This is a genomic window from Winogradskyella marincola, assembly GCF_029624125.1.
GTDB classification, from domain to species: Bacteria; Bacteroidota; Bacteroidia; order Flavobacteriales; family Flavobacteriaceae; genus Winogradskyella; species Winogradskyella marincola.
Genome location: NZ_JARSBN010000008.1, coordinates 75065 through 101322, shown reverse-complemented (window position 1 = coordinate 101322; position 26258 = coordinate 75065). Strand labels below are relative to the sequence as shown.

Below are 26258 nucleotides of genomic sequence, written 5' to 3'. Positions count from 1 at the left end.
GTGTTCTATTTACTTAAATTCGATTCAATTCCTTCTAATGCACCTTCTAAAAGAACAACTTTACTTGCATTCATTATTTTATAAGTGCTTAATTCTGAGCTAGTTACAACTTCAGAGCTTTTTAAATTGCGCGACGACAAATATACATTATTATTTGAGTCACCCAACACAAACAAAGACTTTTTGTTATCTATCTCTAAGGCTTTCAAGACATTTACAAAATTCTTTGTCTTTGGAGCATCAAAATTAAAATCTTCTAATACTACAATTGCCTTATCGTTTGCCTTGATACTAAGTGCTGATTTACGTGCTAATCGCTTTACGTTTTTGTTTAATTTAAAACCGTAATTTCTTGGTCTTGGACCAAACATACGACCACCACCTTTAAATACACCAGACTTAATAGAACCTGCACGTGCTGTACCTGTTCCTTTTTGTTTTTTAATCTTGCGTGTACTACCAGTAATCTCACCTCTCTCTTTTGCCTTGTGTGTACCCTGTCTTTGATTTGCTAAGTATTGCTTAACATCTAAATAAACAGCGTGATTATTAGGCTCAATAGCGAATACGTCCTTAGAAAGCTCAGCTGTTCTACCCGTATCTTTTCCGTTTATATCTAAAACTGCTACCTTCATTACTTCTCAATGATTACATAAGAATTTTTGTGACCAGGAACACATCCTTTTACAACAAGTAAGTTCTTTTCTGGAACTACTTTATAAACTCTTAAATTTTGAACTTTAACTGTTTCGCCACCCATTCTTCCGGCCATTCTCATTCCTTTGAATACTCTCGCAGGATATGAAGCTGCACCAATAGAACCTGGAGCTCTTAAACGGTTGTGCTGACCATGCGTTGCTTGACCTACACCACCAAAACCGTGACGCTTTACAACACCTTGAAAACCTTTACCTTTAGAAGTTCCTGAAATATCCACGAACTCTCCTTCAGCAAATTGCTCTACTGTGATTGCATCACCTAATTTGTACTCCTCACCAAAACCTTTAAATTCTACGACTTTGCGCTTAACAGAAGTACCCGCTTTTTTAGCATGCCCTTGAGCTGCTTTTGTAGCGTTTTTTTCTGTCGCGTCATCGAAACCTAATTGAAGTGCGTTATAACCGTCAACTTCTTCAGTTCTGACTTGGGTAACGATACATGGACCTGCTTCGATTACTGTACATGGAATGTTTTTTCCATTTTCATCAAAGATGCTGGTCATACCGATTTTTTTTCCAATTAACCCAGACATATTTATTATTTATTAATTATTATTCTTTATTTAAAACTCAAGGCTGAAAATACGTTTCAGCCTTGAATTGTATTTTTTCCGTTTTTCCCGCGACCGCATCGGTGGGACATTTTATAACTTCTGTTTTTACAGAAATGTGTAATTACACCTTAATTTCAACTTCAACTCCACTTGGTAATTCAAGTTTCATTAAAGCGTCAATTGTTTTAGAAGATGAAGAGTAGATATCTAATAATCTCTTGTAAGAGCTTAATTGAAACTGCTCTCTCGACTTCTTATTAACGTGTGGTGAACGTAACACAGTGAAAATTTTCTTGTGTGTTGGTAAAGGAATTGGACCTGTTACTACAGCACCTGTGCTTTTTACAGTTTTTACAATCTTATCAGCAGACTTGTCAACTAAATTATGATCGTAAGACTTTAATTTTATTCTAATTTTCTGACTCATTTTCTTTTAGTTTTAAGCTTCTACGCCTTTAGCTGCTTTGATTACTTCTTCTGATATATTTGATGGAGTCTCTGCATAGTGAGAGAATTCCATTGTAGATGTTGCTCTACCTGAAGATAATGTTCTTAATGATGTTACATAACCGAACATTTCAGATAATGGTACATTTGCCTTAACAACTTTAGAACCTGCTCTATCGCTCATGTCATTAACCTGACCACGACGACGGTTTAAGTCACCAACAATATCACCCATACTTTCTTCTGGTGTTAACACTTCTAACTTCATGATTGGCTCCATGATTACAGCTTTTGCAGCTTTTGCAGCAGCTTTAAATCCTAATTTAGCAGCTAACTCGAACGATAACTGATCAGAATCTACATCGTGGTAAGAACCATCTGTAAGAGTAACCTTCATAGCATCTACTTCGTAACCTGCTAATGGACCATTAACCATTGCCATTTTGAATCCTTTTTCTACTGAAGGTACAAATTCCTTAGGAACGTTACCACCTTTAATTTCTGAAACAAACTCTAAACCTTGCTTACCTTCTTCTGCTGGTTCAATTGTAAATACAATATCAGCAAATTTACCACGTCCACCAGATTGTTTCTTATAAACTTCTCTGTGCTCTGCACGTTGCGTAATAGCTTCTTTGTACTCCACTTGAGGCTGACCTTGGTTAACCTCTACCTTAAACTCACGCTTAAGACGGTCTACAATAATATCTAAGTGAAGCTCACCCATACCAGAAATAATAGTCTGACCTGAAGCTTCATCTGTTCTAACAGTAAAAGTTGGATCCTCTTCAGCTAATTTAGCTAAAGCCATACCTAACTTATCAACGTCTGCCTTAGTTTTAGGCTCAACCGCGATACCAATTACTGGATCTGGGAAGTCCATAGATTCTAAAACGATTGGTGCTTTCTCATCTGAAAGTGTATCACCTGTTTTAATATCTTTAAAACCAACAGCAGCACCAATATCACCAGCTTCTATATACTCAATTGCATTTTGCTTATTTGAGTGCATTTGATAGATACGAGAGATACGCTCTTTTTTACCTGATCTGTTATTTAAAACATAAGAACCTGCGTCTAAACGACCTGAATAAGCTCTAAAGAATGCTAAACGACCTACGAATGGATCTGTAGCAATCTTAAATGCTAATGCAGAGAAAGGTTCTTTTACATCTGGCTTACGAGAAATTTCATTATCAGTATCTGGATCTGTACCTACAATTGCATCCTTATCTACTGGAGAAGGCAAATAACGACATACAGCATCTAATAAAAACTGTACACCTTTATTTTTAAATGCAGAACCACAAATCATTGGAATGATAGCCATATCCATTACAGCAGCTCTAAGTGCAGCGTGCACTTCTTCTTCTGTAATAGAGTTTTCATCTTCCATGAATTTCTCTAAAAGATTCTCATCGTAACTAGCAACTTCCTCTATAAGATTAGCTCTTAATTCAGCTGCTTCTGCTTTTAACTCTTCTGGAATATCAATAACATCAAAGGTTGCCCCTTGAGTTTCATCGTGCCATACAATTGCACGGTTCTTTACTAAATCTACGATACCTTTAAAATCTGCTTCATCACCAATATTCATTACAATTGGCACAGCATTAGACTTCAACATATCTTTAACTTGCTGACATACTGCCATAAAGTTAGATCCTTGACGGTCCATTTTATTTACGAAACCAATACGTGGTACTTTGTAGTTATCTGCAAGTCTCCAGTTAGTTTCTGATTGTGGTTCAACACCATCAACCGCACTAAATAAGAATACTAAACCATCTAATACACGTAAAGAACGATTCACCTCAACCGTAAAGTCAACGTGACCAGGAGTATCGATTATATTAAAGTGGTATCCTTTTGTATCTGGAGTTGGCTGACCATTCTCTAATGGAAAGTTCCATGTACAAGTTGTAGCAGCAGAAGTAATTGTAATACCTCTTTCTTGCTCTTGTTCCATCCAGTCCATTGTAGCCGCACCATCATGCACCTCACCAATTTTGTGAGAAACACCAGTATAGTAAAGAATACGCTCTGTTGTTGTGGTTTTTCCAGCATCAATATGTGCTGCAATACCTATATTTCTAGTGAATTTTAAATCTCTTTGTGCCATTATTATTAAAATCTAAAGTGTGAGAATGCTTTATTTGCTTCTGCCATCTTATGAGTATCAACTCTTTTCTTAACGGCTGCACCTTCTTCTTTAGCTGCAGCTAAAATTTCTGCTGCTAAACGTTGTGCCATAGATTTTTCGTTTCTTTTGCGCGCGTAGCCAATTAACCACTTCATCGCTGTAGAAACTTTACGATCTGGACGAATTTGCATTGGAATCTGGAATGTAGCACCACCAACACGACGACTACGTACTTCTACGTGAGGCATCACATTTGATAAAGCATCTTTCCATAATTCTAAAGCTGTTTTTTCTTCGTCGTTCTTTTTCTCCTCAACAATATCAATTGCATCGTAGAATACTTTAAAAGCCACAGACTTCTTACCATCCCACATCATGTTGTTAACAAAACGTGTTACCAATTGGTCGTTAAACCTTGGGTCTGGTAAAAGCGGTCTCTTTTTTGCTGCTCTTTTTCTCATGTCTTCTTCTTAAAGTTTTTTAAATTACTTTTTAGGGCGTTTTGCACCATACTTAGATCTACGTTGGGTACGACCAGCAACACCTGCTGTATCTAATGCACCACGAACGATGTGATATCTAACACCTGGTAAATCTTTTACCCTTCCACCTCTAACTAATACTATCGAGTGCTCTTGTAAGTTGTGACCCTCACCACCAATGTATGCGTTAACCTCGTTTCCGTTTGTTAAACGAACCCTTGCTACCTTACGCATTGCTGAGTTAGGTTTTTTAGGTGTCGTTGTATAAACACGAGTACATACACCACGTCTTTGAGGACACGAATCTAAAGCAGCCGATTTACTCTTCTTAGTTATTTTGGCTCTTCCTTTTCGTACTAATTGTGAAATTGTTGGCATATATTACTATATAAATATTTGTTTAACCCTCACTTTTGAGGGCTGCAAAGGTAGAAATATATATTTATAATTCAAATAGTTGAGAATTTATTTTTTAAAGAATTACCATAATTCATTTTATTCACGTATATATAAGGCCTATTTTTACGTTATCTTATTCAGTTATTTCATTTTCATTTAATGCCTAACACTTATCGTTATATTTTTATTTTTTTTCTGGCTTTATCTCATCAGATTTATAGTCAATCGTTAAGCTTAAATATTGCTGGTGAAAACGAACTAGAAACTAAAACCATAGATTCTATTGGCTATTCAAAAACTTTTGATAATTATATAGGTATTGAGAACGAACTAAACCTATTAAGAAACAAACTTACAAGATTAGGCTACATTGACACCTCTATAGACAGTATTATTAGAAAAAACGACACACTTTTTAATGCACATTTCTTTTTAGGTAAAAAGATTGAACGTATTAAAATTAAATATGGAGATGACTTCAATAATAATCTACTAAATTTTATTGCCCACACCTCTGGTGAGAATTCTTTTGAAATAGCCATTACAGCATTAGAAAAATCATTGAATACGCTTAACTCTAAAATTGCAGAACAAGGAGATCCGTTTTCTACACTACAACTTATTAACATTACTAAAGATCGACCTGATTTAATTTCTGCAGAACTTAAAATTATTACCAATCAAAAAAGGCAAATAGATAACATTATAGTTAAAGGCTATGAGAAGTTTCCTAAATCTTACATCAAAAGGTTTTTAAAACTAAAAAAAGGAAAAACCTTTAATTTAACTGAAATAAAAAAGAAGGTAGAATTATTAGAAGACTTACGCTTTGCAAAAAAACTTAGAGAACCCGAAGTTTTATTCACCAAAGACTCGACCACCTTGTACCTATATGTAGAAAAAGCTAAAACCAACAACTTTGATGGATTCCTTGGCTTTGGTACAAATGAAAACACTAACAAAATTGAATTTGACGGCTACCTAGACTTGCGCTTAATTAACAACCTTAATTATGGCGAGACTATAAATCTTTTCTACAAGAGCGATGAGATAGACCAACAGACTTTTAGGGTTGACACAGAACTCCCTTATTTATTTGGTTCAACTGTTGGCTTACAAGCTGGTCTCAACATTTTTAGAAAGGACACTACTTTTTCTAATGCAAAGCAGTATGCAAAGATCAATTACCTGGTTAATTCTCAACATAAAGTTTCGGCTGGAATATCTTCAACCAAGTCAACCAATTTATTAGATTCTGACACCTCTGTATTAAATGATTACACCACTAATTATTATACGTTAGGTTACAATTTTACTAAACCTCAATTTTACGATCCTCTGTTTCCAATAAACTTTTGGTTAGATTTTTCAGCAGGTTTTGGAGATAGAGAAAATGATTTAGGCAATCAAAACCAGACCATATTTAATATAGACTCCTATAAAATATTCAATCTAAATTCTAAAAACAGCATCTACACAAGGTTTAATGGAGCTATCTTGAATTCTGATGATTATCTGGACAACGAACTTTTTAGGTTTGGAGGTATTAATTCTATTAGAGGTTTTGAAGAGAATAGTCTTGTTGCAAATCTTTATGGTGTAGTTAATACCGAATATAGGTATCGATTAAGTAATGGCATCTATATCCATTCCGTTTTAGATGCTGCTTATTTTGAAAATCAAATTACAGACACCAAGGAAAAACTATTCGGTTTTGGATTTGGTTTAGGACTTCTTACAAACGCTGGTCTTTTTAGATTAAACTATTCTAGCGGAAAATCTGAAAACAGACAATTTAAATTATCAGACTCTAAAGTTCATGTGAGTTTAACTACTACTTTTTAAAATCTATTATCTACCTTTACACCGATGAAAAATGAAACCACCATATTCGGGATTAGAGCTATTATTGAAGCTATAAAGTCTAACGAAACTATAGACAAAGTATTTGTACAAAAAGGTTTGAAAGGCGAACTCTTTCAGGAATTTGAAGCTTTGCTTCGCTCTGAAGGTATTAATTCATCTTATGTTCCTGTTGAAAAACTAAACCGACTGAGCAAAGGCGGAAATCACCAAGGAGCTGTTGCCAACATCTCTCCTATTGAGTTTCATGATATAGACGACTTAGTTATAAATGTTATAGAATCTGGAAAAACACCTCTATTTCTACTTCTAGATCAACTTAGTGATGTTAGAAATTTTGGTGCTATAGTAAGAACTGCAGAATGTACAGGTGTTTCAGGAATTATCATTCAGAAAAAAGGTGGTGCTCCTATTAATGGAGATACTATAAAAACCAGTGCTGGTGCTATTTTTAAAATTCCGATTTGTAAAGTAGACCACATTAAAGATGCGGTTTTTCACATGCAGTCTTCTGGAATAAAAGTTATTGCTGCAACCGAAAAAGCCAATGATTTTATTTACGATGTTTCCTTCAAAGAACCTTGTGCTATTATTATGGGATCTGAAGGAAAAGGTATTAATCCTTCGGTTTTAAAAGTGGTAGACGAACAAGCTAAACTTCCAATTTTGGGTGAGATTGAATCGCTTAACGTTTCTGTGGCTTGTGGTGCGTTTTTGTATGAAGCTGTGAGGCAACGTAGTTAGTGATTAGTAATTAGTGAAATTCATTTTTTTCTACTAAAAAACTAATCTTCTTTCTCCTTAAAAACATAATTAATCTGAGTCGACTGTTCAGTTTCTGTCTCTTGATCAATAGCTTCTTCTGGTAAGGATTCTATAAATTTTCCATTTTCATCAAAATGCTTCATAAAAGGATCTTCTTCTTCGTTATAATCTGGTTGCTGCCAAACATAACGTTCTGGTTTTGCTACATTATTTTTAAACAAAAGCGCGAATACCAATCCTGTAACTAGGCCTCCCAAATGCCCTTCCCAAGACATGCCTTGTTTTATAGGAAATACGTACCAAATCATACTTCCATACATAAAAATCACAACTAAAGATAAAGCAATCAACCTGTAATATTTAGCAAAAATGCCTTTAAAAAAGATAAAACTAAACAGTACGTAGATAAGTCCACTTGCGCCTATATGATTTCCCGAAGTCCCAATTAGCCAAGTTAAAAATCCTGAAAGCAAAACTCCAAAACCTAACACCTTCCATGCTATTTTGTTGTAGAAATAAAACAAAGCGAGCGATAAAATTAATAACGGAAATGAATTGTTATACAAATGATTTAAATCTCCATGCAAAAACGGACTTGTAAAAACACCCAATAAGCCTTCAACTTTTTGTGGTCTTATGCCATACGACTTTATACCATAATCAACGGTTGTCTGATACCAAAACACCAACCACACAGCAAGTAACATCAAAACCGGATAGATGATGACACCATTTGAAAATTTGAATTGCTGCTTAGACATTTTATTATTTTCTAATACCTTCTTCAAATTTAAAACCAAAAAAGCATTGTATGAAATATTGTCATAATCACCATCGTTAAGTTCTCATTTTGTAATTTTGATTTATGAATATTCCATTAGCAGAACGCTTAAGACCAAAGACTCTAAACGACTACCTAAGCCAACAACATTTGGTAGGCAAAAACGGTATGCTCTACAACCAAATAAAGAGTGGTGTTATACCTTCGTTGATACTTTGGGGACCACCAGGAATTGGAAAAACCACTTTAGCAAACATTATTGCTAATGAATCTGAGCGACCTTTTTTTAAACTGAGCGCTATAAATTCTGGTGTTAAGGATATTAGAGATGTTATTGATAGAGCTAAAAAAAGTGGAGGATTATTCACGGCTAAAAACCCTATTTTATTTATTGATGAGATTCACAGATTTAGCAAATCGCAACAAGATTCGTTATTAGAAGCTGTAGAAAAAGGTTGGGTAACCTTAATTGGTGCTACTACTGAAAACCCAAGTTTTGAAGTTATTTCTGCATTACTTTCACGTTGTCAGGTTTATACTTTAAATGCTTTTAGCAAAGACGATTTAGAAGCTCTACTAAAACGTGCCATGTCTGAAGATGACGTTTTATCTAAATTAAACATAGAACTAAAAGAAACAGAAGCTTTACTAAGATTTTCTAGTGGAGATGCTAGAAAACTGCTTAATATCTTTGAATTATTAGTTACCTCTTTTGAAAAAGAACCGGTTGTAATTACCAACGAGCTTGTTACCAAACAAGTGCAAAGCAAAGCAGCTCGTTACGACAAAACCGGAGAACAACATTACGATATTATTTCAGCATTTATAAAATCTATTCGTGGTAGCGACCCAAATGCCGCCGTTTATTATTTAGCACGAATGATTGAAGGTGGTGAAGATGTAAAATTTATTGCCAGACGCTTGTTAATTTTAGCAAGTGAAGATATTGGTAATGCCAACCCAACAGCTTTGGTTATTGCCAATAATACTTTTCAGGCTGTTTCTGTAATTGGTAATCCAGAATCTCGAATTATTTTGAGTCAATGCGCTACGTATCTAGCAAGTTCCCCTAAGAGCAATGCCGCATACGACGCTATTAATAAAGCACTACACCTCGTTAAAGAAACAGGTGATTTATCAGTACCATTATCCATAAGAAATGCTCCTACAAAACTGATGAAAGAACTTGGTTATGGTGATGAATACAAGTATGCTCACAATTACGAAAACAACTTCGCTGAGCATGAATTTTTACCAGACGAAATAAAAAACACCCAACTCTACAATCCAGGAAATAACACTCGTGAAAACGCCCAACGTCAATTTTTAAAAGCACGTTGGAAAGAGAAATATGGGTATTGATTTTAGAACTTAATATCTAAAGTTTTTGGCTCTTTTAGTTCTCCGTTATTTTCGGAATAGTACCAAAAGCCATCTTCCTTGTATACAATAGCATTTTTATCTTTTACAATAAAAACATCTGTTACCGAACTTTTTAAAAGCTGCATAACCACTTTTGGTGTTGCATCTACCACTTGGTAACCATAAGATTTTTCTTGAGCATAAAGGGTTGTGTTATCCGTTTGCACCTCAACAACCTCTACAGATGTTACCACTTCTTCTTTAGCTTCTACTTCATCTATATCTACAGCACTTTCAATAACAACATCATTCTCATCTTCTACCATTGTTGTTTCTAATGGCTGATATTCATAATCCATATTCTCTATTGAAGAAAAAGCATTCTTTATAGCTTCGTTATATGCATTTTTAAAATCCTTTTCTCTACTAGATCCTGTTTCTGTTCTATACACTTCTTTACCAAAACAATCTTTAAGTACAATATCTACTTTTGTAGAAAAAAGCCCTCCTTTAGCTTTTTCTACATCAGCAAATAGTGCTTTACATCTATCTTTATTTAATTCCTCAGGAAATTCTTCTTCATCAAAAAAAGCTTCAAAACCTTTTTGCTTAAATAAATATCTAGTTAAGGTGTTAACCCTATACTGATTGTTTTCATTTAAAAAATCATACTTTAAAGGTATAATAACGTATTTATAATTGTTGATATTTTTCTGTGCTATTGATGCAAATCCAATGCTTAGAAAAAATATTAAAAGTGCTATTTTCTTATTCATGTTACTTTATTTTATAAGTAATTTTCTAATGATTTTAAACTTGTTATTCTATTGTAACCATTAGAATTATTTAAATTTTTATAATCAAAATAAATAGTTTCCATACCAATATTGTGTGCTCCTTCAATATCTGCCTCAAGGCTATCTCCTATCATAACACTTTGCTCTGGACTGGCTTTTGCGCTATCTAATGCAAAATTAAAAATTTTAGGATTGGGCTTTTTTACACCAACCATTTCAGAATTGGTAATGGTTTCAAAATATTCTCTAATGTTGGCATTGTGCATTTTACGTTCTTGAGCTTCTTCAAAACCATTGGTTATAATATGCAATTGGTATTTATCTCTTAAATAATCTAGAATGTCTATAGTACCATCAAATAAATGATTGAAAGTAGTGAGATAATCAATATAGGCATCAGACAAATGATTTATTACATCATCTTCTACCTCTACTTTTATAGCATCAAAAGCATCTTTTAATCTGCCATATCTCAAAGCCTCTTTGGTAACTTGTTCTTCTCTATAGAGTTTCCAATATTTAAAATTTATTGGCTCATAAGCCTCTAAAAATGTTGAAAGATTAATATCTAAACTATTGAGTTCAAAAATCTTTTTGAATGTTAATGCAGAGTTCTTATCAAAATCCCAAAGGGTATGATCTAAATCAAAAAAAACATGCTTTATTTTATCCTTCATCAGCAGATTCTAATATTAAAGTAAAAAGTGATCTAAATCCATTCCAACGGTCTAGATTACTAAACGTATAATTATGAAATACTGGTGTAAATGTACCATTAACTTCTTTAATTTCTTTGATTAGCTTTTGCAAATGTTCTTTTTTATCTAACTCTGATTGGTACTTTAACAATGCAAAATCTAAGCAGTGGTAAGGATTAATTTGCAATGGTGTTTGCACCTCGTAATCGAGATCATAAAACTGAAATGGTGTACATGTACCTGCTCTAAAACCCAACGTGTCTATGTAGCCCATTGTATAATCTTGATGAATCTCTAATTCTATTAAATTCCTATAGGACTGTGGAAGATTAAGCTTGGAAAAAGAATGTCTTACCGCTTGCAAATCTCTGTTTGTAATGGCTTCCATTTTTAGCTTTTCTTTCTTTAAAATTGAAATATCATCTAATGCAAAATAAGACGCTTTTAAGCCCACATTACTATAATCTGCAACCGATTTTATAAGTGAAACAAACTCTTTTTTATTAACACTGATGTTTTTATCATAGGTAGAATAATCGCCTATTAAAAACAATATCATAAACTTAAAATCACAGTGCTTTTGCTTATTTATAATCCACTTAAATGTATCATAAGGGTCGCGTTTAAAACCCATAAGAACAGAATATCTATGGTATAATTGCTTAAACTTTAACCTACCAACATCTCCAAAAGTACCTCCAATGGTGCGCAATAATCCCTTTTTTCTAAAGTAAAAAGTCGTTGGCACATCTATTACAGGCTGTATTTTATACGATCTGTTTGGAAAATCAAACTCCGGAAAACGATCTCGCAATACATCGCAAAGTTTGTATGCCCAAACATCTACTACTGGCTGACTTAAAAAGCGATGTTTATATGCTAAACTTTCCTTGGCTGTAAACCTACCAAAATCATCTTTTACATGTGGTAAATATTCTTCGTACCTACTCAATAAATAAAATGACGCAGCAAAAATATCGAAAGGCAAATCACTACGTTCTCCTGTTGAAAAAAACCCTTTTGTATTTTCCCAAGGTTGTACACTGATATCCAAATCTGATATACCATGTTCAAATAGTAAATTGTGACTACGAATAAACAACTCGTTGCTTAGAGGTTGCTTTGTGTAAGACATTTTAAGGCTATCATGCGCAATAAAGTCTTCAACCTTAGAAGTAAACTTAACATCTAGATCTAAAATACGCTTACATATATGCTTAAAGGTATATGTAAGCCTTGGTGTTATTTTATGTGTGTAAACTAATAGCATGTTTTAAGTTTGCAGTATTTAACAGCAGTTTTTAAGAATCCTTAATTGTGATCAAAGAATATCTTCATCTGCAAAACTAAAATACGTTTTCTCAGTTATAATTAAATGATCCAGAACTTTTATATCCAAACTTTGTGCAGCAGTCTTCAACTTTAGTGTTACATCTTTATCTGCCTGACTGGGAAATAAAGTACCCGAAGGATGGTTATGACACAGTATTAAAGCTGTTGCTCCAACTTCTAATGCAGATTTTAGCACTAAACGCACATCTACTAAAGTTCCTGTTATACCACCTTTACTTAACTGATTTTTCTGAATAACTTTGTTAGAATTATTCAAATAAAGAATCCAAAATTCTTCATGAGGTAATTCGCCAATTATAGGTTGCATTAAATCGAAAACCGAACGACTAGACGTTATTTTATCTAACCGTACAGCATCTTCTAATCGTCTTCTTCTACCCAACTCCATAGCTGCAACAATAGTTATAGCCTTTGCTTCTCCAATACCTTTAAAATCCGTTAATTGAGCAATAGACAGTTTTCCCAAAGCATTAAGATTATGATCTACACTTGCTAAAATACGCTTGCATAAGTCTACGGCACTTTCTTCTCTGCTCCCAGAACCGATGAGAATGGCAACTAACTCTGCATCAGAAAGCACAGACTTACCTTTGTCTCTTAATTTTTCTCTGGGCTGATCGTCTTGAGACCAGTTTTTTATGGAGAATGAATTTGAATTTTCCGACATGCTCTAAAGATAAAAAATTGTAACTTGAAGCCTCTAAATTTTTCAATTAAAATCAATCAAAATGAAATCTATTTTTGAAGAAAACGCTTATAAAGAAATTAAAGGACGACTAGAAAACCTTAATGAAAATGCTAAAGCGAATTGGGGAAAAATGAATGTTGGCCAAATGGTATGGCATTGTCAAGGACCATTAAATATTATTTTAGAAAAAGAAGATTATGGCATGAAACCTAGCTGGCTTGCCAAGGTATTTTTTAAAAAATCGCTATATAACGACAAACCATGGAAAAAAGGATTGCCAACAGCAAAGTTTCTAAAAACCAGAGAAGACAAAAATTTTAATTCAGAAAAAGCTAAACTTGAAGCTTTACTAGACGAAACTTATAAACATAAAGATAAATCGGAATGGAATCCGCATCCTGCTTTTGGGTATTTTACAGCACAACAATGGGGACAAATGCAATACAAACATTTAGACCATCATTTAAAACAATTTGGAGTGTAATCGCACTGTCATCCTGAACTCGTTTCAGGATCTAATAAAAATCAAAAATAAGATGCTGAAACAAGTTCAGCATGACAAAACATGAAATATCCTCCAAAGCATCATCAAGATTCTGACATAAGCCATATAATTGCAGTTATAAAAGCTTACCCTTTGGCTACCATTATTTCGGTTGTAGATAACACACCTTTAATAACTCACCTTCCTTTAATTTATGAAAACGGAAAACTAATTGGGCACATTGATATTTACAATCCGCAAACCGAATATTTTAAAGACAATAACGACATCACAGTACTCTTTTCCGGACCACAATGCTATATTTCTCCTAGTATATATTCTACCACACAATTGCCTACTTACAATTATATCAGAATACATCTTAAAGGAAAAGTTACTGCGATTGAAGATAAGGACGCCTTAAAGCAGTCACTAATAACAATGACTGAGTTTTTAGAAAATCCAAACCCAAAATACACACTAGATCCAGATAATCCTCGCCTAGATGCTAATCTCAGTTACATTAAAATGTTTGAAATAGACATTACACACTGGGAAGGAAAATTTAAACTCTCTCAAGACAAAAAAACAAGCGATATGGTAGCAGCTCGTGAGGAATTGATTAGAGCTAATCAAGAAAGTATTCGTGAGTTTTTAGACAATGTATTTTGATTTTTTACTTACTGAAAAGAATAACTTTGTAATTTTCTGTAGTAACCAGCAGTTTCTGCTGAAAGGAAAACATTATCATCTTTAACCAACCCTATTCCATCGGAATAATAAACGCGATTTTTAGCAGGATAAATAAAGCCATTATCTCTTACATAAGACACTATTAACTCAAGGCAATCAAAAGTACCTGCCTCAGTAGTGTAATCAACATTAGCACTCTGTAACTCCGCTATACCTGTCGTATCATTATCATTTTCTCCTCCAAAAGTTTCTGTCACATAAGAGACTGTAGGATTATAAGAAAATTTAATTTCCCCTTCACTATTAACTAAATATCCTAAGGAATCTCTATAATATTCAAAATGTTCACCGTTTTCTGGCACAAAACCATAATTGCCATTAAAATTTCCAGTTATAGTTCGACTAAATTTATAATATAAATAGCCATTGATTTCCTCCATTCCAATAATTGAAATTGTTTCATGTAAATCCATTGGATTTTCATTCCCTTCATTACCAACAGCAAACCATCTATACTCCCATAAATTTCCAACGGTTAATGCATAAAAATTAGAATCTTCAGGTTGTATGTCATTATTGTTTGAAGTACAAGAAGATAACAAACCTATTAAAATACAGGCACAAAAAAAGACACGTTTCATAGTTGTTTTTAGATTGATTAGATTTTTGAAACGTAATTTTAACTGATAGGCTCTTTTTAATAATTAATATAACTCTAAAACGCTATCCTTTAACTATTTATTATATAAGATCTGTAGAAGTCAAAAAATAATTTCACTTTATAAATAGTTTAACTAAAAAGTTTTCTTTGAAACCTCTTTTTAATCGTCCTTTGCATAGAGTTAAGACTAAAATTGAAATCAAACTACTTTAAAATAGTATCTGCAATTATTTACACACTCATCTACGGATTAGGTGTGTTTAATGCTGTAAATGCATCATCGTACACATACAGTGTCATCGATGAAGATACGCATACATCTTACCTAAAAAGTGTAAATGGAAGTAGCTTTGTACATACTCAAGACATTGAAAACCTTAGCCATGACTTATCAGAAAATTGTAACACATCAAAAAACACATTTCCTGAGCAATTAAAGTCGCATCCTGAGGGTTCTGAAAGTGTTGAAACAGCTTACTTTAAGCAATATGCTTTTAGACACAAATCCATCAGGATTAACTACCGCAAACATTGCCTTTTTTACCCATTTCATAATTTTTGGTAATTCGTGTTTTTATAAAACATCTTAGCATGTTTACAAGACATATTTAGGATCCCGAATCCTTACTCAAAAAAACACAAAAACAAAAAATTAAAATGAACACCGTAATTACAATCATCGGTGCCTTAGGTATTGCATTATGCCTTGCACCATTCATTATCACAAACCTAAAAAACAAAAATAAAGACTCTAAAATTCAAACAACAATTAGTGATTATGCCAATCAAAATGGCTATAAAATCTCAGAATTTGAGGTAAAGCCAAAATATGCTTTAGGTATAGATAAAGACAATGCTAAACTTTTTTACTTAAACACATTAAATGATAAGCATTCTCAAAATGTAGAAATGATTGATTTATCAGAAATTGACACATCAAAAATTCAGATTGAAAAACACTTCACTTCCAATAAAAAAGAAGTTATTGACAAGGTACTTTTAAATCTTATACCAAAGCAAAATACAGCAAAAACACCTAGTTTGGTATTTTACGACAGTACTGTAAGTTTTCAGTTTGATGGAGAAATGCAATCTATTCAGAAGTGGCATAACACCATTTCTGATCTATTAAATTAAACACTAAAGGCCTGGCAATTTTAAGATTGTCAGGTCTATTATAAATCGTCTGTAAGGTTTTAAAGAAACAACAACTAATGTATCTTTGTAAACCGAAAGAAAAAGGAATAAATAAAAGATTTTCAAATGCTGAATTACATAAAAAATACTATAGAAAATATGCCTAGCGATTGGTTGAATTTAACCACACATCGTTTAGACATTTACAACGAAAAATTAGCAAAAACTCAATTTATAGAGCAATTTGAAATTCTTTATAAATCTGAAGATTCTAGTACCGAATCTTTAAGTCAATTACCAACAGCTTACGATTACATAAGGCTTGGGCATCCTCTATCTTCGGTTTTAGAATGGACCATTGCAAAACTTAATGGTCTTAATACTGAAAATGTAATTAGTTTTTCTTCAGAAAGCATTCCGGTTTTAGCCGTATTACGCACCAATCTTTTAGAGCAAAGAGCCACACGTATTTTGTATACTGAAGATTTACCTGAACGCTTTAACACAGACGTTTTAAAATCGGTATACAACTACAATTTTGAAGTTGAACGCATTGAAAATCTCGATGCTATTGAAAGCTTCGATGGTTCAACAATACTAATTTCTAAGCATCAAACTGTTACTGCTAATCTTCAAAATAACGCTATTGATTTTTATATCAACCTTTATGAAGATTTAGGCAGTGTATTATTAATTTCTGATAAAGCAAAAACAAGTTTTATTTCAGACATTCAGCATGTGAGACGTCGCGAAACTATTGCTATGACACCTTCTAATTGTTTGGTGGCTTTAAAAGCTTATACTACCGAAACTTCTTTTTCACCTCAGCAGTTAGATACTGCTACTCACAAAGCCAAAGTAAAATGTATCATTAATGACGTTAATGCGACTTCTGGCGAAGCTTTAGTGGCTTCTAGCGGATTGTCTATGCAGTATGCCATTATGATGGGATTGATAGACAACGCTCAAAAAGAGCATCCAGGGAAAGCGATAAAATTTGTAGTACCGCCAAACTGTTATGGAGGCACAAACGACCAAGCCAGACGTGTTGCTGCTTGTCTAGATAATGTAGAGATTGTTGATTTACCTGTTGATGGTGACAACGATATGGTAAATAGTGTAGAAAAGGTATTAACACAGCTTGCTAAAGAAGATGCTATACCATACATCATTGCTGAAATCCCAACAAATCCACGCGTAGAAGTGCCGGATTTAGAGCAGCTTAATGCGGCTTTAAGCAAAGTGCGCCAAACTCCAAATGGAACAACTGCCATTGCACCTGTGTTTATTTTAGATCAAACATTTTGTCCTAACGTACAGTTTTTAGGCAATGACGGCATACTTGCCAACGTAAAAACCATTGCTTACGTTAGTGGCTCTAAGTTTCCTAGTGGTGGAAAATGTACTGCTGGTTACACTGTAGCCAATGCAAAAGCAGAATATTTAATTCAACCAATAGCCAGACATTTAGAGCTTTGCGATAACGAAGCTACAGCTTTGCAATACCAAATTTTGGCTACTCAAATGCCATCAATGTTAACGCGTATTGCGGACGCTTATAAAAACACAAGAGCTTTTGTTAATTATATTCACGAGGTATTACCAGATGCAAAAATTAACTTTGTTTCAGAAGAACTAGCAGCTGAAGGCTTTACTCCATCTGTTTTTTCGTTAGACTTACCAACAAAAGGGAATACAGATGAAGAGCGCGAAACTTACAAACGTGCTTTAAATCTCAGATTAATTAATTTGATGATTACTGAAATCCCTACCGAAAGTAAATACTGTGTAAGTTATGGCCAATTAAAAGGATGTTATTGGACCATTCCAGCGACCTCAACACAAGGTACAACCAAGGAAGGAGACAAAGATTATATTGCCAGAGTTGCCGTTTCGCCAGACTTAGATTTAGAAAAGCATAAGGCTGTGTTTTTGGATTTTGTTGAAAGTTTGTAGATTTATAATGCTGAACTAGGCATGTAACATCACAGATTAAGTAAAATTGAATAAACTAAACTATAGCGTTTCATTAAGAGAAAAAGGGTTATCTAAAAACGAAATAATCCAAGAAATGAAAGCTAATGGCTTTGATGAACCTGATATAGAGTTTTACTTAAAAAAGTCTGATGAAATCTACATTAATCAACTATTAAACAACAAATCTTCATCTAAACTCAAAAAAAAGTCTAACCGTGTTTTTAAAACAGCTGTTCTCATAATTAGCTTACTGCTTTTAGTGGCAGTTTTTTATGGTTATGCCAGAATTGGACTAATTGGGCTTTTTGTTTTTTGGAGTTTAGTTAAGTTTGGGTCTTATAGGAGGTAAGGTTCAATAATCATTATAACAAGATTTTATATATCCTTAAGTTTATTCAAACTTTTCAATTATATGAATTGGATATTTTTCTCTTAATCGATTTCTTTCATTATTAAGAATTGTATCTCTACTAAATTGATTACGATAAATTTGTAACATCATTTCATCATAATCAAATTTTGAATCTTTAACCTTTAATTCCTTAATTGCTTTTTTATGAGCAGATAACACGTCAATAAAATTTTGATATGATGCCTCGTCTGTGTATACATACTCAAAAATGGTAGATGAATTAACAAATGGCTTGAATTTATCCACTAAATCTTCCAAGACAACTACATCTCCATTAATCATGATCTTCTTTCCAATATTTACCCGAATAGTATCTGAGAATTCAAGCTCTTTATACTTATCAAAAAAAGGCACTCTGGGTGGCTCGTTAAGTTTTCTTGGAAAAGCCTCATGAAGTGATGTTGAAATATAATTCTTTATCTGATTGTTATAAAACCTATTGGTTAATTCGTCATCATTTTGAACTTCATAAATAATTTTATATTGTCCATATTTAAATAGTTCAAATTCAAACTCCTTTACATAACGTATCGGAATAGATTTATTTGCCCTCAATCTTGCTGCAGCTCTATAACTCACCTCTTCTGTTAATTCGTTTTTCATATTATTTACATAATCATATGCATCGGTTAACTCTATTGGCTCGTATTGCTCGTTATACAGCTGAATATTACCATGTGAGTCTAAGTCTATTTTAAAAACGAGATAATTATAATATCGCCTTTCGTATGATTCATCACTATAACCACTACGCGGCACATCGATATTTGGGCGAGCACGATAAGCAGCTTTATCTAAAGATTTATAGTCAATTACGTTAAGCCTGCTCAAACAAAATGATAATAAAACAAATGCACAGAAATGAATGAATATAGTTTTTAGTCTATTATTTCTTATGATTAAACTAAGTGTTTTCCAAGCGTCTAAATAGAGCACAATTATCAAAAAAATTGATGGCCACAAAAAATTGGTTATGAATTTAGAACCCATATAAGAAGAATAAAATGTTGCAAACAAAAACCAAACTTTTGTAAACCAGTGGATAAAATTAAAACCCAAAAAAGTATTATCATTTAATATTCTAATGCGCTTGTTATTGCGTCTAGAGAAGGCACGTTGTGGTCTAGAGAATAACAAATTAATTGCTAAAGAATTACCCAAAATGACTGAAATTGAAGCAAAAAACAAATTAAAAAGTTGTCGATCACTTTCGGATAAAAGCATTGGTCTTTCCTCAAAATCCAAAAACATCATTCGTTCTGTCTCTCTTAAGACATAAAAGAAACTATAAATCAACACTGCTGAAGTCAAACCTAAAAGAATTGATAAAATTATTCTCTTTTTAGATATTAAATTGAAGTTAACTTCAGAGTCGTAAAAAAGATGGTTGAGTTTCATAGTTGACGGCTGTTAATTAATAGGTCTCAATAAATTAACATTTGTTACGGTAGTTTGATCAGATCCTAATACGAAACAAGGTAAAATAACACACATTGCTACTCTTTCAACCAAGCCTATTACGATACTCACTTGGAGTAACACCTAAAATCTTTTTTACGTAACGTGTAAAAAATGATCGACTTGAAAAGTCCATTTCATCAGCAATCTCTGAAATGTTCAAACTTTTGTTCTCTAACAAAAAAATAACACGCTCTTTGGTAAAACGTTGAATCCATTCAGAAGCTGTAATATCAGAGTTTTTTTTACAAATAAAATTTAAATACTTGGGGCTTATAAGAAGTTGATTGGCATAAAATTCAACTTTACGCTCTTTTAGACAGTGTAATTGCACCAAATGCATAAATTTTTCATATAAAGTTCCTGACTGCACGCTACGCTTTTTACGTTCATATTCATTTGTAAACGTATGCCACATTTCAAGAATAAAAAGTCGCATTTGCAACTTCAAAACTTCTTCATAAAAACGATGTTCTTTGTCCTGATATTTACTATACAAAAACTGAAAATTTGTCAAAATCCTATCCTTATCATCTTTTCCATTTAAATGCTTAACTGGATATTTACGTGAATGTAAAATTGCATCTATGCTCAAATTTTGATCAGGTACATTGTCATTCAAAAATTGTTTTTCTACAAGTAGAACAGATGAATTAAAATCTTTTGAAAACTTAAAATCAGACAATTTACTACCAGCAAACCAAAATAAAAACTCACCATTTTTACAATTCATTTTTGTTCCATTAAATGAAAAATTAAAATGACCTCGTTGACAAAGTAAATGTGTATGATAATTATTCTGAAAATCATTTGGAAAGTCGTCGAAACTATTCAAATACCGCATAATGATGCGTGGAAAATTTTCAACTGATGAGTTCATTTAGATTAATATTAAAATAAGTGATATTTGAAATTATTGACGAAATATTTGTAACAAATGTAATAAACATCTTCAATAATTTTGCACAGTTACAACTACAATGATGGAGAAAGCAAATATTTTCAATCGTCTTAAAAAAGGTGAAATTATATCGTCAAATGATCAAGAAGCCTACAAAATGCGAGAGGCATCATTTGCAACCAAAGCGTTATTGCTACAAATGAATCAATCTTCCAATTCTGATGAAATCAGAGAATTCCTAAGTAAAATTACAGCTTCAGAAATTCATAAAAGTGTAACCGTATTTACGCCTTTTCACATCAATTATGGTAAACATACCAAAATAGGTAAAAATGTATTTATCAATTTTGATTGTGTTTTCCTCGACTTAGGTGGTATTAACATAGAAGATGATGTTTTAATTGCGCCAAAAGTGAGCCTAATTTCAGAAGGACATCCTATAAATCCAAAAGAGAGACATTCCCTTATTCCAAAACCTATTCATATTAAAAAGAACGCTTGGATTGGAGCTAATGCAACAATTTTACAAGGTGTAACCATTGGAGAAAATTCTATTGTAGCAGCTGGTTCGGTTGTATCAAAAGATGTTCCTAATAACACAATCGTAGGCGGAACACCTGCAAAAATTATTAAAACAATATAAAAGATAATAAAATGAATAGATCAGCATTAATTGCAATTTTGGCCCTATTGCTCATAGGACAAGCTTGCAATATGAAAACAGAAGTACAGACAAAAAAAACTAAAACAATGGAAAAGACTGAAGAGCATTATACCTTTAAGTTAAATGAAAATGTAACAAGACAAAAAGTAACTTTTAAAAATAGATTTGGTATAACACTTTCTGGAGATTTATATCTTCCTACAAATAGTAGTAAACTTAATTTACCCGCAATTGCAATTAGTGGACCTTATGGTGCAGTAAAAGAACAATCATCAGGATTGTATGCCAACCAAATGGCTGCAAGAGGTTTTGCGACTCTGGCTTTTGATCCTTCGTACACAGGAGAGAGTGGTGGAGAACCTCGAAATATTTCTTCACCAGACATTAACACAGAAGATTTCAGTGCTGCTGTTGATTTTTTAGGGTTACATAAAGCTATTGATAGAAATAAAATTGGGATTCTAGGGATTTGTGGCTTTGGAGGATATGCTTTAAATGCAGCTGCTCCAGATAAGCGAATTAAAGCAGTAGCAACTTCTACGATGTACGACATTTCTAGAGGAACTGCAAATGGTTACTATGACTCAAAAACAGAAGAGGAACGCACAAAAGAATATGTGCAGATTGGTGAACAAAGATGGAAAGATGCTGAGAAAGAAAAAACTTCTTACGGACCTACAGGGTTAAAAAACCTTCCTGAAAATGCACCTCAATTTGTAAAAGAATACGCAGCATATTATACAACTTCAAGAGGATTTCATTCACGTTCACTGAATTCTAATGGATCATGGTCTTTAACCAATGCGGTTACAAATATGAATGCTCCAATTCTACATTATATAAAAGAAATTTCACCACGACCAATTTTAATAATCGCAGGAGAAAAGGCTCATTCTAAATATTTTAGCGAAACCGCTTTCGAAGCAGCTGTAGAACCTAAAGAGTTACTTATAGTACCTAATGCGGTTCATACTGATTTGTATGACCAAATTGACAAAATCCCATTTGATAAATTGGAATCATTTTTTAATGAGAATTTAAATTAATAAACTTCAATCCTTATTCCCACATTTGATAATAGTGATTTACAAATACAGAAAGAAAGACAAAACAAACAAAAGCTAAAGTCAATAATACATATAATAATAGTCAAAACCAATATTAAAATCTACTAAAGAAACCTTACAACACTTCAAAACCCATATCTACAAACCAACTTCTAACAAGCTTTTGACTTTCTCAGAAATTTAGCCGAACTTCGCTATCGTCTGATATAAGTCATTGAAATAGACTCATATCATTAAAGTTGTAAGCAATTATGAAAATATTCTTTTGGAACATAAACAAAGAATTAACAAACAAAGAGGTTAAGTTAATTGCAACTGAGATTAATCCTGATATTATTTTTTTAGCTGAATGTAATGTTAGTATTGGAGACATACTTCTAGCTCTTAATGATAAGAGTGTCAGCTATTTTTATAACATTGATCCAATTTGTTCAAAAATAAAAATGTTCTCTAAATTTCATGATAAATTTGTTATGCCTATTACAAGCAATAATAGGTATACGGTTAGATCAATAAATATTCCGACTTATCCAATATTCAACTTAATGTGTATTCATTTCCAATCTAAAGTGAATTGGGACTTTGCTGACCAAGCAGCACATTCAATGGAGTTAAATACTGTTATCAATGATTTTGAAAAAAAGACCAATAATATTAACACTATAATCATAGGTGATTTCAATATGAATCCTTTTGATTTTGGAATGGTACAAACTACAGGTTTGCACTCTGTCATGTCTAAAGAAGTTGCTTTAAAAAAGAAAAGAACTGTAGATGGAAAAGAATATCCTTTTTTTTATAATCCAATGTGGAGTTTTTTTGGTGACGATGGTAAAGGAACTGTAAATGGCACTATTTATAACACATTATCAAAGCCAATAAACTATTTTTGGAATACTTTTGACCAAGTTATTATTCGACCTGAATTCCTAGACCATTTTGAAGAAAGTGAACTAGAAATAATTACAGAATTAGGTTCAGGAGTGAAGTTAATTAAAAACTCAAATATTATAGATGACTCAATTTCAGATCATTTACCAATATCAATAAAAATTAAAAGATAAATACTATGTCAGATATAAAAAATTTATGGCCAGAAGATTTGCTTAATGGGAGTGACATGATCCTACCAATTACAATTTTACAAGAACAAGCAAAGTTTCTTAATGAAATGACAAAAAATGTTGTAACAGCATCAATTGATACAAGAAAAGTAAATGTTGCTATCCAAAATAGTAATGATACTAAACCAGGAATTCTACATACATTAAAAATTGTAGCACCTGCTATCGGAAATTATGATTTTGATCTAGTAAGACTTATTCAAGAAGAACTTCTTCCTTATCCATTGAGAGTTTTCTCACCTCTTATTGAAGATGGAAAATTTGAATGTAACAATCCAACAGAGTTAGAAACAGTTTTAGAAATAGTATTTAGAAACAAGAAAACAATTTCGACAATACAAAGTTTAATCATGCAGTCTAAACAATAAATAACTGCTTACAACAATGGCTATAAGTAATTGCTTGTTCTCGCCTACTTACGAAAATCCTCGCGGATTTTCTATTCAGTTTGTATTTGCTAATTTAGTTGCTGAAAAACGCAACGAAATCATACACAAACACGATAGCGAAACCCTTAAAAATATTTCTTTCGACTTATCATAATCTAAATCTCCCAACCAACTTTCAGCAAGATTTTGTCTTTTTCAAAAAATTAAACGACCTTTTACAAAAAATTGACTAATCAATACAAATGAAAAAGAAATTTTCAATTCATGGTAGCTATCAAGTAAATGGTGGTGAAGAAAAAGAGTTTGAAATAGAATACAATAACCTTCCTGAAAACGAAGAAAACAACAACAGACTTCTGCAACTACTCAATCATCCTTGGCGATTGATAAAAGAGGGAGGAAAACTTGGTGTAAATGGCGTAAAGCGATTTTTTATCGTATTATTTCTTTTTGCTATATCTAATACCATTCTGTTTTTTTATGCTATAAAACGGCTTTTCTCTGCTGATTTTGAGTTTGGTAAACTTATGTTTGTTTTTCTGGTTTTTATACTTGGTCTTGCCGTAACCATATATGCGTCTTACAGAGCTTACCAGTACGTTATTATTGACACCATGAGAGTTATTTATGAAAATCTATCATCACTCTTTCACAAAATAAGCGAACTCATTATTGATAAAACAGAACACGCATTTAAAAGTAAAGGCAAGGTATCTGACAATCAATTGCAAAAGACTTTAGACTTTGGTAAGATGGTAAATACTAAATACAAAAAAACACCTAAATTTTTACGAAAAGGCATCATCTTAATTCTTAGTAAAATTCCTTTTGCTGGCATGCTCATAGACTTAAAAGAAGAAATTACAAGTGGTAATAAAGCTGAAGCCAGCTCAAAACTTTACAATAAAATGGATGGTTTTATCTCTAATACCATATTTGGAAATAACAACACCAAATGGGTTTGGTGGCTATTACCTCTTAATATTTTAATACTTCTTTTTTTAATTAAATCTAAAATTGGGTAGAGTCATTCACGACACTTTTAAAATCTACAAATCAGGATTACAACAGTAAACAAAAGAATTTAAATTACAGAAATATCACATATCTACCAAAGGCAACTTTCTATAATTTATTACCCTTAATACCTTTGGTTCTAAGATTATTTCTAAGAACTTTGCACTTTCATTTTTGATGCTCTAAAAATGAATTGCTTAATCTTAATATCACTTTTTGAAAAAACACAAAGCTCTTAGAATATTCATGATTATAACAGTGTTGTTTATTAAAATGACACTCCTAACAATGATTATCAGAACGCATTTAGAAACTAATCTTTCATTTGTTCTCGCAGCCATTTTAATTATTCTTACAATGGCATTCGGTTACAAACACTTAGATCTACATCATAAAGATTTTGCTTACGAAAAGCTATCTTATGTACTTTGGGTTCCTGTTGGTGCTGTGCTGTGTTACATTCTAAATGTAACCTGTGGCTTAGGTAGCATACTGGCACTGGGTATTGTTGGTACTTGCACTTCATTTTTACCTGCATTAAACAAGGATTCCCTCTATCTAAAACAAATACCTATAAGTATATATTGTGGTGCATTTGTTGGTATGTCTAGTGTTGAAACCTCACCATCTATTCTATTTGTTTTTGCTGCAGGTTGTTTAGCAGGTTTGTTACTAATGATTTCTAAAAACCTTTATCTAGGTGTTGGTGGCAAACTCGGTACAATGGCTTTTGGTGGTGTTATTTTATCATCTTTAATATATTGGCTAGTTGTATGAATACTTTCATCCTTATTGTTACAGGAATTATTGGTGCTGTGCTAACCTACTACATTAGTGAGAACAAAAAACAAGGAGCCGTTAGAGCCTCTGCTCTATTCTCGTTAATTATTGGATTGTTTTTCTATAGCTTTCCAGAACTTCTAAACCCGTATTTAACAAAACATATGCCTATAGTTTTTGTCGGCACTTCATTTATTGGTATGGTGTCTTCCAAAACGGTTTCTAATCAAAAAACAATTGCAATAGCAGGTGTTTTGTTTACCATTATTTACACCAACAAAAACCACGTATTTGAAGGCTATGGTGGCGCATTAGGCACAATGGCATTTATCGCCTTACTCGCAAGTATGGGTTTTGTGGTATTGGTTTCTAAAACCAAAGAAATTAAAAAACAAGCTAGCACTTTTATAAAAAAGGCTTTAAACAAAAATTGAAAAGACTAA

Annotated in this window: 31 protein-coding genes; 17 read left to right on the top strand and 14 right to left on the bottom strand. The window is 32.7% G+C overall.

The window, feature by feature from the left end; translation table 11 throughout:
- Positions 1-5: 5 nt before the first annotated feature.
- From rplD to rpsL, 6 genes are all read right to left on the bottom strand, one after another.
- Positions 6-635: a 50S ribosomal protein L4 gene (gene rplD / locus P7122_RS13715; RefSeq protein ID WP_278006373.1), complete on the bottom strand. Its 630-nt coding sequence runs from the start codon at positions 633-635 to the stop codon at positions 6-8.
- The gene (gene rplC / locus P7122_RS13710; protein WP_278006372.1) at positions 635-1252 is read right to left on the bottom strand and encodes a 50S ribosomal protein L3; all 618 of its coding nucleotides are present in this window, start codon (positions 1250-1252) and stop codon (positions 635-637) included. Before rplC ends, rplD begins: the two co-directional genes overlap by 1 nt.
- Positions 1253-1394: 142 nt before the next feature.
- Complete coding sequence (rpsJ, locus tag P7122_RS13705; protein ID WP_007650482.1) at positions 1395-1700, bottom strand: 30S ribosomal protein S10; 306 nt, start codon at positions 1698-1700, stop codon at positions 1395-1397.
- A gap of 12 nt (positions 1701-1712) precedes the next feature.
- Entirely contained in the window at positions 1713-3842 is a 2130-nt protein-coding gene (gene fusA / locus P7122_RS13700; RefSeq protein WP_278006371.1) for an elongation factor G, read from the bottom strand.
- 5 nt (positions 3843-3847) lie between these two features.
- On the bottom strand, positions 3848-4324 hold the full coding sequence (rpsG, locus tag P7122_RS13695; RefSeq protein WP_278006370.1) for a 30S ribosomal protein S7: 477 nt from the start codon (positions 4322-4324) through the stop codon (positions 3848-3850).
- Positions 4325-4348: 24 nt separating this feature from the next.
- Positions 4349-4723 (bottom strand): 30S ribosomal protein S12, encoded by a 375-nt coding sequence (gene rpsL, locus P7122_RS13690; RefSeq protein WP_008269190.1) that lies wholly within the window; start codon positions 4721-4723, stop codon positions 4349-4351.
- Between the two features lie 180 nt (positions 4724-4903).
- Here rpsL and P7122_RS13685 point away from each other — a divergent pair, with 180 nt between their 5' ends.
- Together P7122_RS13685 and rlmB are read left to right on the top strand one after the other, a co-directional pair.
- Entirely contained in the window at positions 4904-6589 is a 1686-nt protein-coding gene (locus P7122_RS13685) for a POTRA domain-containing protein (protein WP_278006369.1), read from the top strand.
- Between the two features lie 24 nt (positions 6590-6613).
- On the top strand, positions 6614-7351 hold the full coding sequence (gene rlmB, locus P7122_RS13680; RefSeq protein ID WP_278006368.1) for a 23S rRNA (guanosine(2251)-2'-O)-methyltransferase RlmB: 738 nt from the start codon (positions 6614-6616) through the stop codon (positions 7349-7351).
- A gap of 41 nt (positions 7352-7392) precedes the next feature.
- Here the strand turns inward: rlmB and P7122_RS13675 are convergent, their stop codons facing one another.
- Positions 7393-8160 carry a rhomboid family intramembrane serine protease gene (locus P7122_RS13675; protein WP_347402823.1) on the bottom strand — a complete coding sequence of 256 codons (768 nt, stop codon included), beginning with the start codon at positions 8158-8160 and terminating at the stop codon, positions 7393-7395.
- Between the two features lie 77 nt (positions 8161-8237).
- Between P7122_RS13675 and P7122_RS13670 the strand changes: the two genes are divergently transcribed.
- Complete coding sequence (locus tag P7122_RS13670; RefSeq protein WP_278006367.1) at positions 8238-9515, top strand: replication-associated recombination protein A; 1278 nt, start codon at positions 8238-8240, stop codon at positions 9513-9515.
- 2 nt (positions 9516-9517) lie between these two features.
- Here P7122_RS13670 and P7122_RS13665 read toward each other — a convergent pair whose 3' ends face one another.
- The 4 genes from P7122_RS13665 to radC are packed head-to-tail and all read right to left on the bottom strand — an operon-like array spanning position 9518 to position 13030.
- Positions 9518-10291, bottom strand: a complete 774-nt coding sequence (locus P7122_RS13665) for a hypothetical protein (RefSeq protein WP_278006366.1) — start codon at positions 10289-10291, stop codon at positions 9518-9520.
- Between the two features lie 11 nt (positions 10292-10302).
- Positions 10303-10989: a YjjG family noncanonical pyrimidine nucleotidase gene (locus tag P7122_RS13660; protein ID WP_278006365.1), complete on the bottom strand. Its 687-nt coding sequence runs from the start codon at positions 10987-10989 to the stop codon at positions 10303-10305.
- A complete protein-coding gene (locus tag P7122_RS13655; protein ID WP_278006364.1) occupies positions 10979-12280 on the bottom strand; it encodes a polysaccharide deacetylase family protein in 1302 nt (433 codons plus the stop codon). The genes P7122_RS13660 and P7122_RS13655 overlap by 11 nt, the downstream gene beginning before the upstream one ends.
- Positions 12281-12331: 51 nt before the next feature.
- Positions 12332-13030, bottom strand: a complete 699-nt coding sequence (gene radC, locus P7122_RS13650) for a RadC family protein (protein ID WP_278006363.1) — start codon at positions 13028-13030, stop codon at positions 12332-12334.
- 61 nt (positions 13031-13091) lie between these two features.
- Here radC and P7122_RS13645 point away from each other — a divergent pair, with 61 nt between their 5' ends.
- Together P7122_RS13645 and P7122_RS13640 are read left to right on the top strand one after the other, a co-directional pair.
- Entirely contained in the window at positions 13092-13535 is a 444-nt protein-coding gene (locus tag P7122_RS13645; RefSeq protein ID WP_278006362.1) for a DUF1569 domain-containing protein, read from the top strand.
- Between the two features lie 81 nt (positions 13536-13616).
- A complete protein-coding gene (locus P7122_RS13640) occupies positions 13617-14207 on the top strand; it encodes an FMN-binding negative transcriptional regulator (RefSeq protein WP_278006361.1) in 591 nt (196 codons plus the stop codon).
- A gap of 8 nt (positions 14208-14215) precedes the next feature.
- On the opposite strand, the gene P7122_RS13635 is transcribed toward P7122_RS13640, so the two are convergent.
- The gene (locus tag P7122_RS13635; RefSeq protein WP_278006360.1) at positions 14216-14869 is read right to left on the bottom strand and encodes a hypothetical protein; all 654 of its coding nucleotides are present in this window, start codon (positions 14867-14869) and stop codon (positions 14216-14218) included.
- 213 nt (positions 14870-15082) lie between these two features.
- Between P7122_RS13635 and P7122_RS13630 the strand changes: the two genes are divergently transcribed.
- From P7122_RS13630 to P7122_RS13615, 4 genes are all read left to right on the top strand, one after another.
- Positions 15083-15454, top strand: coding sequence for a hypothetical protein (locus P7122_RS13630; RefSeq protein WP_278006359.1), 372 nt, complete (start codon positions 15083-15085; stop codon positions 15452-15454).
- Between the two features lie 92 nt (positions 15455-15546).
- On the top strand, positions 15547-16026 hold the full coding sequence (locus P7122_RS13625) for a hypothetical protein (RefSeq protein ID WP_278006358.1): 480 nt from the start codon (positions 15547-15549) through the stop codon (positions 16024-16026).
- Between the two features lie 126 nt (positions 16027-16152).
- Positions 16153-17982 carry a PLP-dependent aminotransferase family protein gene (locus tag P7122_RS13620; RefSeq protein WP_278006357.1) on the top strand — a complete coding sequence of 610 codons (1830 nt, stop codon included), beginning with the start codon at positions 16153-16155 and terminating at the stop codon, positions 17980-17982.
- 46 nt (positions 17983-18028) lie between these two features.
- Positions 18029-18352 (top strand): hypothetical protein, encoded by a 324-nt coding sequence (locus P7122_RS13615; protein ID WP_278006356.1) that lies wholly within the window; start codon positions 18029-18031, stop codon positions 18350-18352.
- Positions 18353-18394: 42 nt separating this feature from the next.
- Here the strand turns inward: P7122_RS13615 and P7122_RS13610 are convergent, their stop codons facing one another.
- Together P7122_RS13610 and P7122_RS13605 are read right to left on the bottom strand one after the other, a co-directional pair.
- Entirely contained in the window at positions 18395-19813 is a 1419-nt protein-coding gene (locus tag P7122_RS13610; RefSeq protein ID WP_278006355.1) for a hypothetical protein, read from the bottom strand.
- Positions 19814-19919: 106 nt separating this feature from the next.
- A complete protein-coding gene (locus tag P7122_RS13605; protein ID WP_278006354.1) occupies positions 19920-20753 on the bottom strand; it encodes a helix-turn-helix domain-containing protein in 834 nt (277 codons plus the stop codon).
- A 100-nt stretch (positions 20754-20853) separates the two neighbouring features.
- On the opposite strand from P7122_RS13605, the gene P7122_RS13600 reads away from it, so the two are divergent.
- From P7122_RS13600 to P7122_RS13565, 8 genes are all read left to right on the top strand, one after another.
- Positions 20854-21417 carry a sugar O-acetyltransferase gene (locus tag P7122_RS13600; RefSeq protein ID WP_278006353.1) on the top strand — a complete coding sequence of 188 codons (564 nt, stop codon included), beginning with the start codon at positions 20854-20856 and terminating at the stop codon, positions 21415-21417.
- 11 nt (positions 21418-21428) lie between these two features.
- Positions 21429-22484: an alpha/beta hydrolase gene (locus P7122_RS13595; protein ID WP_278006352.1), complete on the top strand. Its 1056-nt coding sequence runs from the start codon at positions 21429-21431 to the stop codon at positions 22482-22484.
- A 272-nt stretch (positions 22485-22756) separates the two neighbouring features.
- Complete coding sequence (locus P7122_RS13590; RefSeq protein ID WP_278006351.1) at positions 22757-23569, top strand: endonuclease/exonuclease/phosphatase family protein; 813 nt, start codon at positions 22757-22759, stop codon at positions 23567-23569.
- Between the two features lie 5 nt (positions 23570-23574).
- Complete coding sequence (locus P7122_RS13585) at positions 23575-23997, top strand: hypothetical protein (RefSeq protein ID WP_278006350.1); 423 nt, start codon at positions 23575-23577, stop codon at positions 23995-23997.
- Between the two features lie 16 nt (positions 23998-24013).
- A complete protein-coding gene (locus P7122_RS13580; RefSeq protein WP_278006349.1) occupies positions 24014-24172 on the top strand; it encodes a hypothetical protein in 159 nt (52 codons plus the stop codon).
- Positions 24173-24260: 88 nt separating this feature from the next.
- Positions 24261-25043, top strand: coding sequence for a hypothetical protein (locus P7122_RS13575; RefSeq protein ID WP_278006348.1), 783 nt, complete (start codon positions 24261-24263; stop codon positions 25041-25043).
- A gap of 265 nt (positions 25044-25308) precedes the next feature.
- Positions 25309-25812: a hypothetical protein gene (locus P7122_RS13570; protein WP_278006347.1), complete on the top strand. Its 504-nt coding sequence runs from the start codon at positions 25309-25311 to the stop codon at positions 25810-25812.
- Positions 25809-26249: a hypothetical protein gene (locus tag P7122_RS13565; RefSeq protein ID WP_278006346.1), complete on the top strand. Its 441-nt coding sequence runs from the start codon at positions 25809-25811 to the stop codon at positions 26247-26249. The genes P7122_RS13570 and P7122_RS13565 overlap by 4 nt, the downstream gene beginning before the upstream one ends.
- Positions 26250-26258 lie beyond the last annotated feature (9 nt).

Excerpts from the sequence above, each read along its gene's own strand:
- P7122_RS13600 (WP_278006353.1), top strand. The coding sequence starts at position 20,854 with ATGATGGAGAAAGCAAATATTTTCAATCGTCTTAAAAAAGGTGAAATT.
- P7122_RS13645 (WP_278006362.1), top strand. The coding sequence starts at position 13,092 with ATGAAATCTATTTTTGAAGAAAACGCTTATAAAGAAATTAAAGGACGA.
- P7122_RS13585 (WP_278006350.1), top strand. The coding sequence starts at position 23,575 with ATGTCAGATATAAAAAATTTATGGCCAGAAGATTTGCTTAATGGGAGT.
- P7122_RS13570 (WP_278006347.1), top strand. The coding sequence starts at position 25,309 with ATGACACTCCTAACAATGATTATCAGAACGCATTTAGAAACTAATCTT.
- P7122_RS13575 (WP_278006348.1), top strand. The coding sequence starts at position 24,261 with ATGAAAAAGAAATTTTCAATTCATGGTAGCTATCAAGTAAATGGTGGT.
- P7122_RS13670 (WP_278006367.1), top strand. The coding sequence starts at position 8,238 with ATGAATATTCCATTAGCAGAACGCTTAAGACCAAAGACTCTAAACGAC.
- P7122_RS13655 (WP_278006364.1), bottom strand. The coding sequence starts at position 12,280 with ATGCTATTAGTTTACACACATAAAATAACACCAAGGCTTACATATACC.
- rpsL (WP_008269190.1), bottom strand. The coding sequence starts at position 4,723 with ATGCCAACAATTTCACAATTAGTACGAAAAGGAAGAGCCAAAATAACT.
- P7122_RS13610 (WP_278006355.1), bottom strand. The coding sequence starts at position 19,813 with ATGAAACTCAACCATCTTTTTTACGACTCTGAAGTTAACTTCAATTTA.
- rplC (WP_278006372.1), bottom strand. The coding sequence starts at position 1,252 with ATGTCTGGGTTAATTGGAAAAAAAATCGGTATGACCAGCATCTTTGAT.
- P7122_RS13625 (WP_278006358.1), top strand. The coding sequence starts at position 15,547 with ATGAACACCGTAATTACAATCATCGGTGCCTTAGGTATTGCATTATGC.
- rlmB (WP_278006368.1), top strand. The coding sequence starts at position 6,614 with ATGAAAAATGAAACCACCATATTCGGGATTAGAGCTATTATTGAAGCT.
- radC (WP_278006363.1), bottom strand. The coding sequence starts at position 13,030 with ATGTCGGAAAATTCAAATTCATTCTCCATAAAAAACTGGTCTCAAGAC.
- fusA (WP_278006371.1), bottom strand. The coding sequence starts at position 3,842 with ATGGCACAAAGAGATTTAAAATTCACTAGAAATATAGGTATTGCAGCA.
- P7122_RS13665 (WP_278006366.1), bottom strand. The coding sequence starts at position 10,291 with ATGAATAAGAAAATAGCACTTTTAATATTTTTTCTAAGCATTGGATTT.
- P7122_RS13595 (WP_278006352.1), top strand. The coding sequence starts at position 21,429 with ATGAATAGATCAGCATTAATTGCAATTTTGGCCCTATTGCTCATAGGA.
- P7122_RS13605 (WP_278006354.1), bottom strand. The coding sequence starts at position 20,753 with ATGAACTCATCAGTTGAAAATTTTCCACGCATCATTATGCGGTATTTG.
- rpsJ (WP_007650482.1), bottom strand. The coding sequence starts at position 1,700 with ATGAGTCAGAAAATTAGAATAAAATTAAAGTCTTACGATCATAATTTA.
- P7122_RS13640 (WP_278006361.1), top strand. The coding sequence starts at position 13,617 with ATGAAATATCCTCCAAAGCATCATCAAGATTCTGACATAAGCCATATA.
- rpsG (WP_278006370.1), bottom strand. The coding sequence starts at position 4,324 with ATGAGAAAAAGAGCAGCAAAAAAGAGACCGCTTTTACCAGACCCAAGG.
- P7122_RS13565 (WP_278006346.1), top strand. The coding sequence starts at position 25,809 with ATGAATACTTTCATCCTTATTGTTACAGGAATTATTGGTGCTGTGCTA.
- rplD (WP_278006373.1), bottom strand. The coding sequence starts at position 635 with ATGAAGGTAGCAGTTTTAGATATAAACGGAAAAGATACGGGTAGAACA.
- P7122_RS13590 (WP_278006351.1), top strand. The coding sequence starts at position 22,757 with ATGAAAATATTCTTTTGGAACATAAACAAAGAATTAACAAACAAAGAG.
- P7122_RS13660 (WP_278006365.1), bottom strand. The coding sequence starts at position 10,989 with ATGAAGGATAAAATAAAGCATGTTTTTTTTGATTTAGATCATACCCTT.
- P7122_RS13620 (WP_278006357.1), top strand. The coding sequence starts at position 16,153 with ATGCTGAATTACATAAAAAATACTATAGAAAATATGCCTAGCGATTGG.
- P7122_RS13685 (WP_278006369.1), top strand. The coding sequence starts at position 4,904 with ATGCCTAACACTTATCGTTATATTTTTATTTTTTTTCTGGCTTTATCT.
- P7122_RS13580 (WP_278006349.1), top strand. The coding sequence starts at position 24,014 with ATGGCTATAAGTAATTGCTTGTTCTCGCCTACTTACGAAAATCCTCGC.
- P7122_RS13635 (WP_278006360.1), bottom strand. The coding sequence starts at position 14,869 with ATGAAACGTGTCTTTTTTTGTGCCTGTATTTTAATAGGTTTGTTATCT.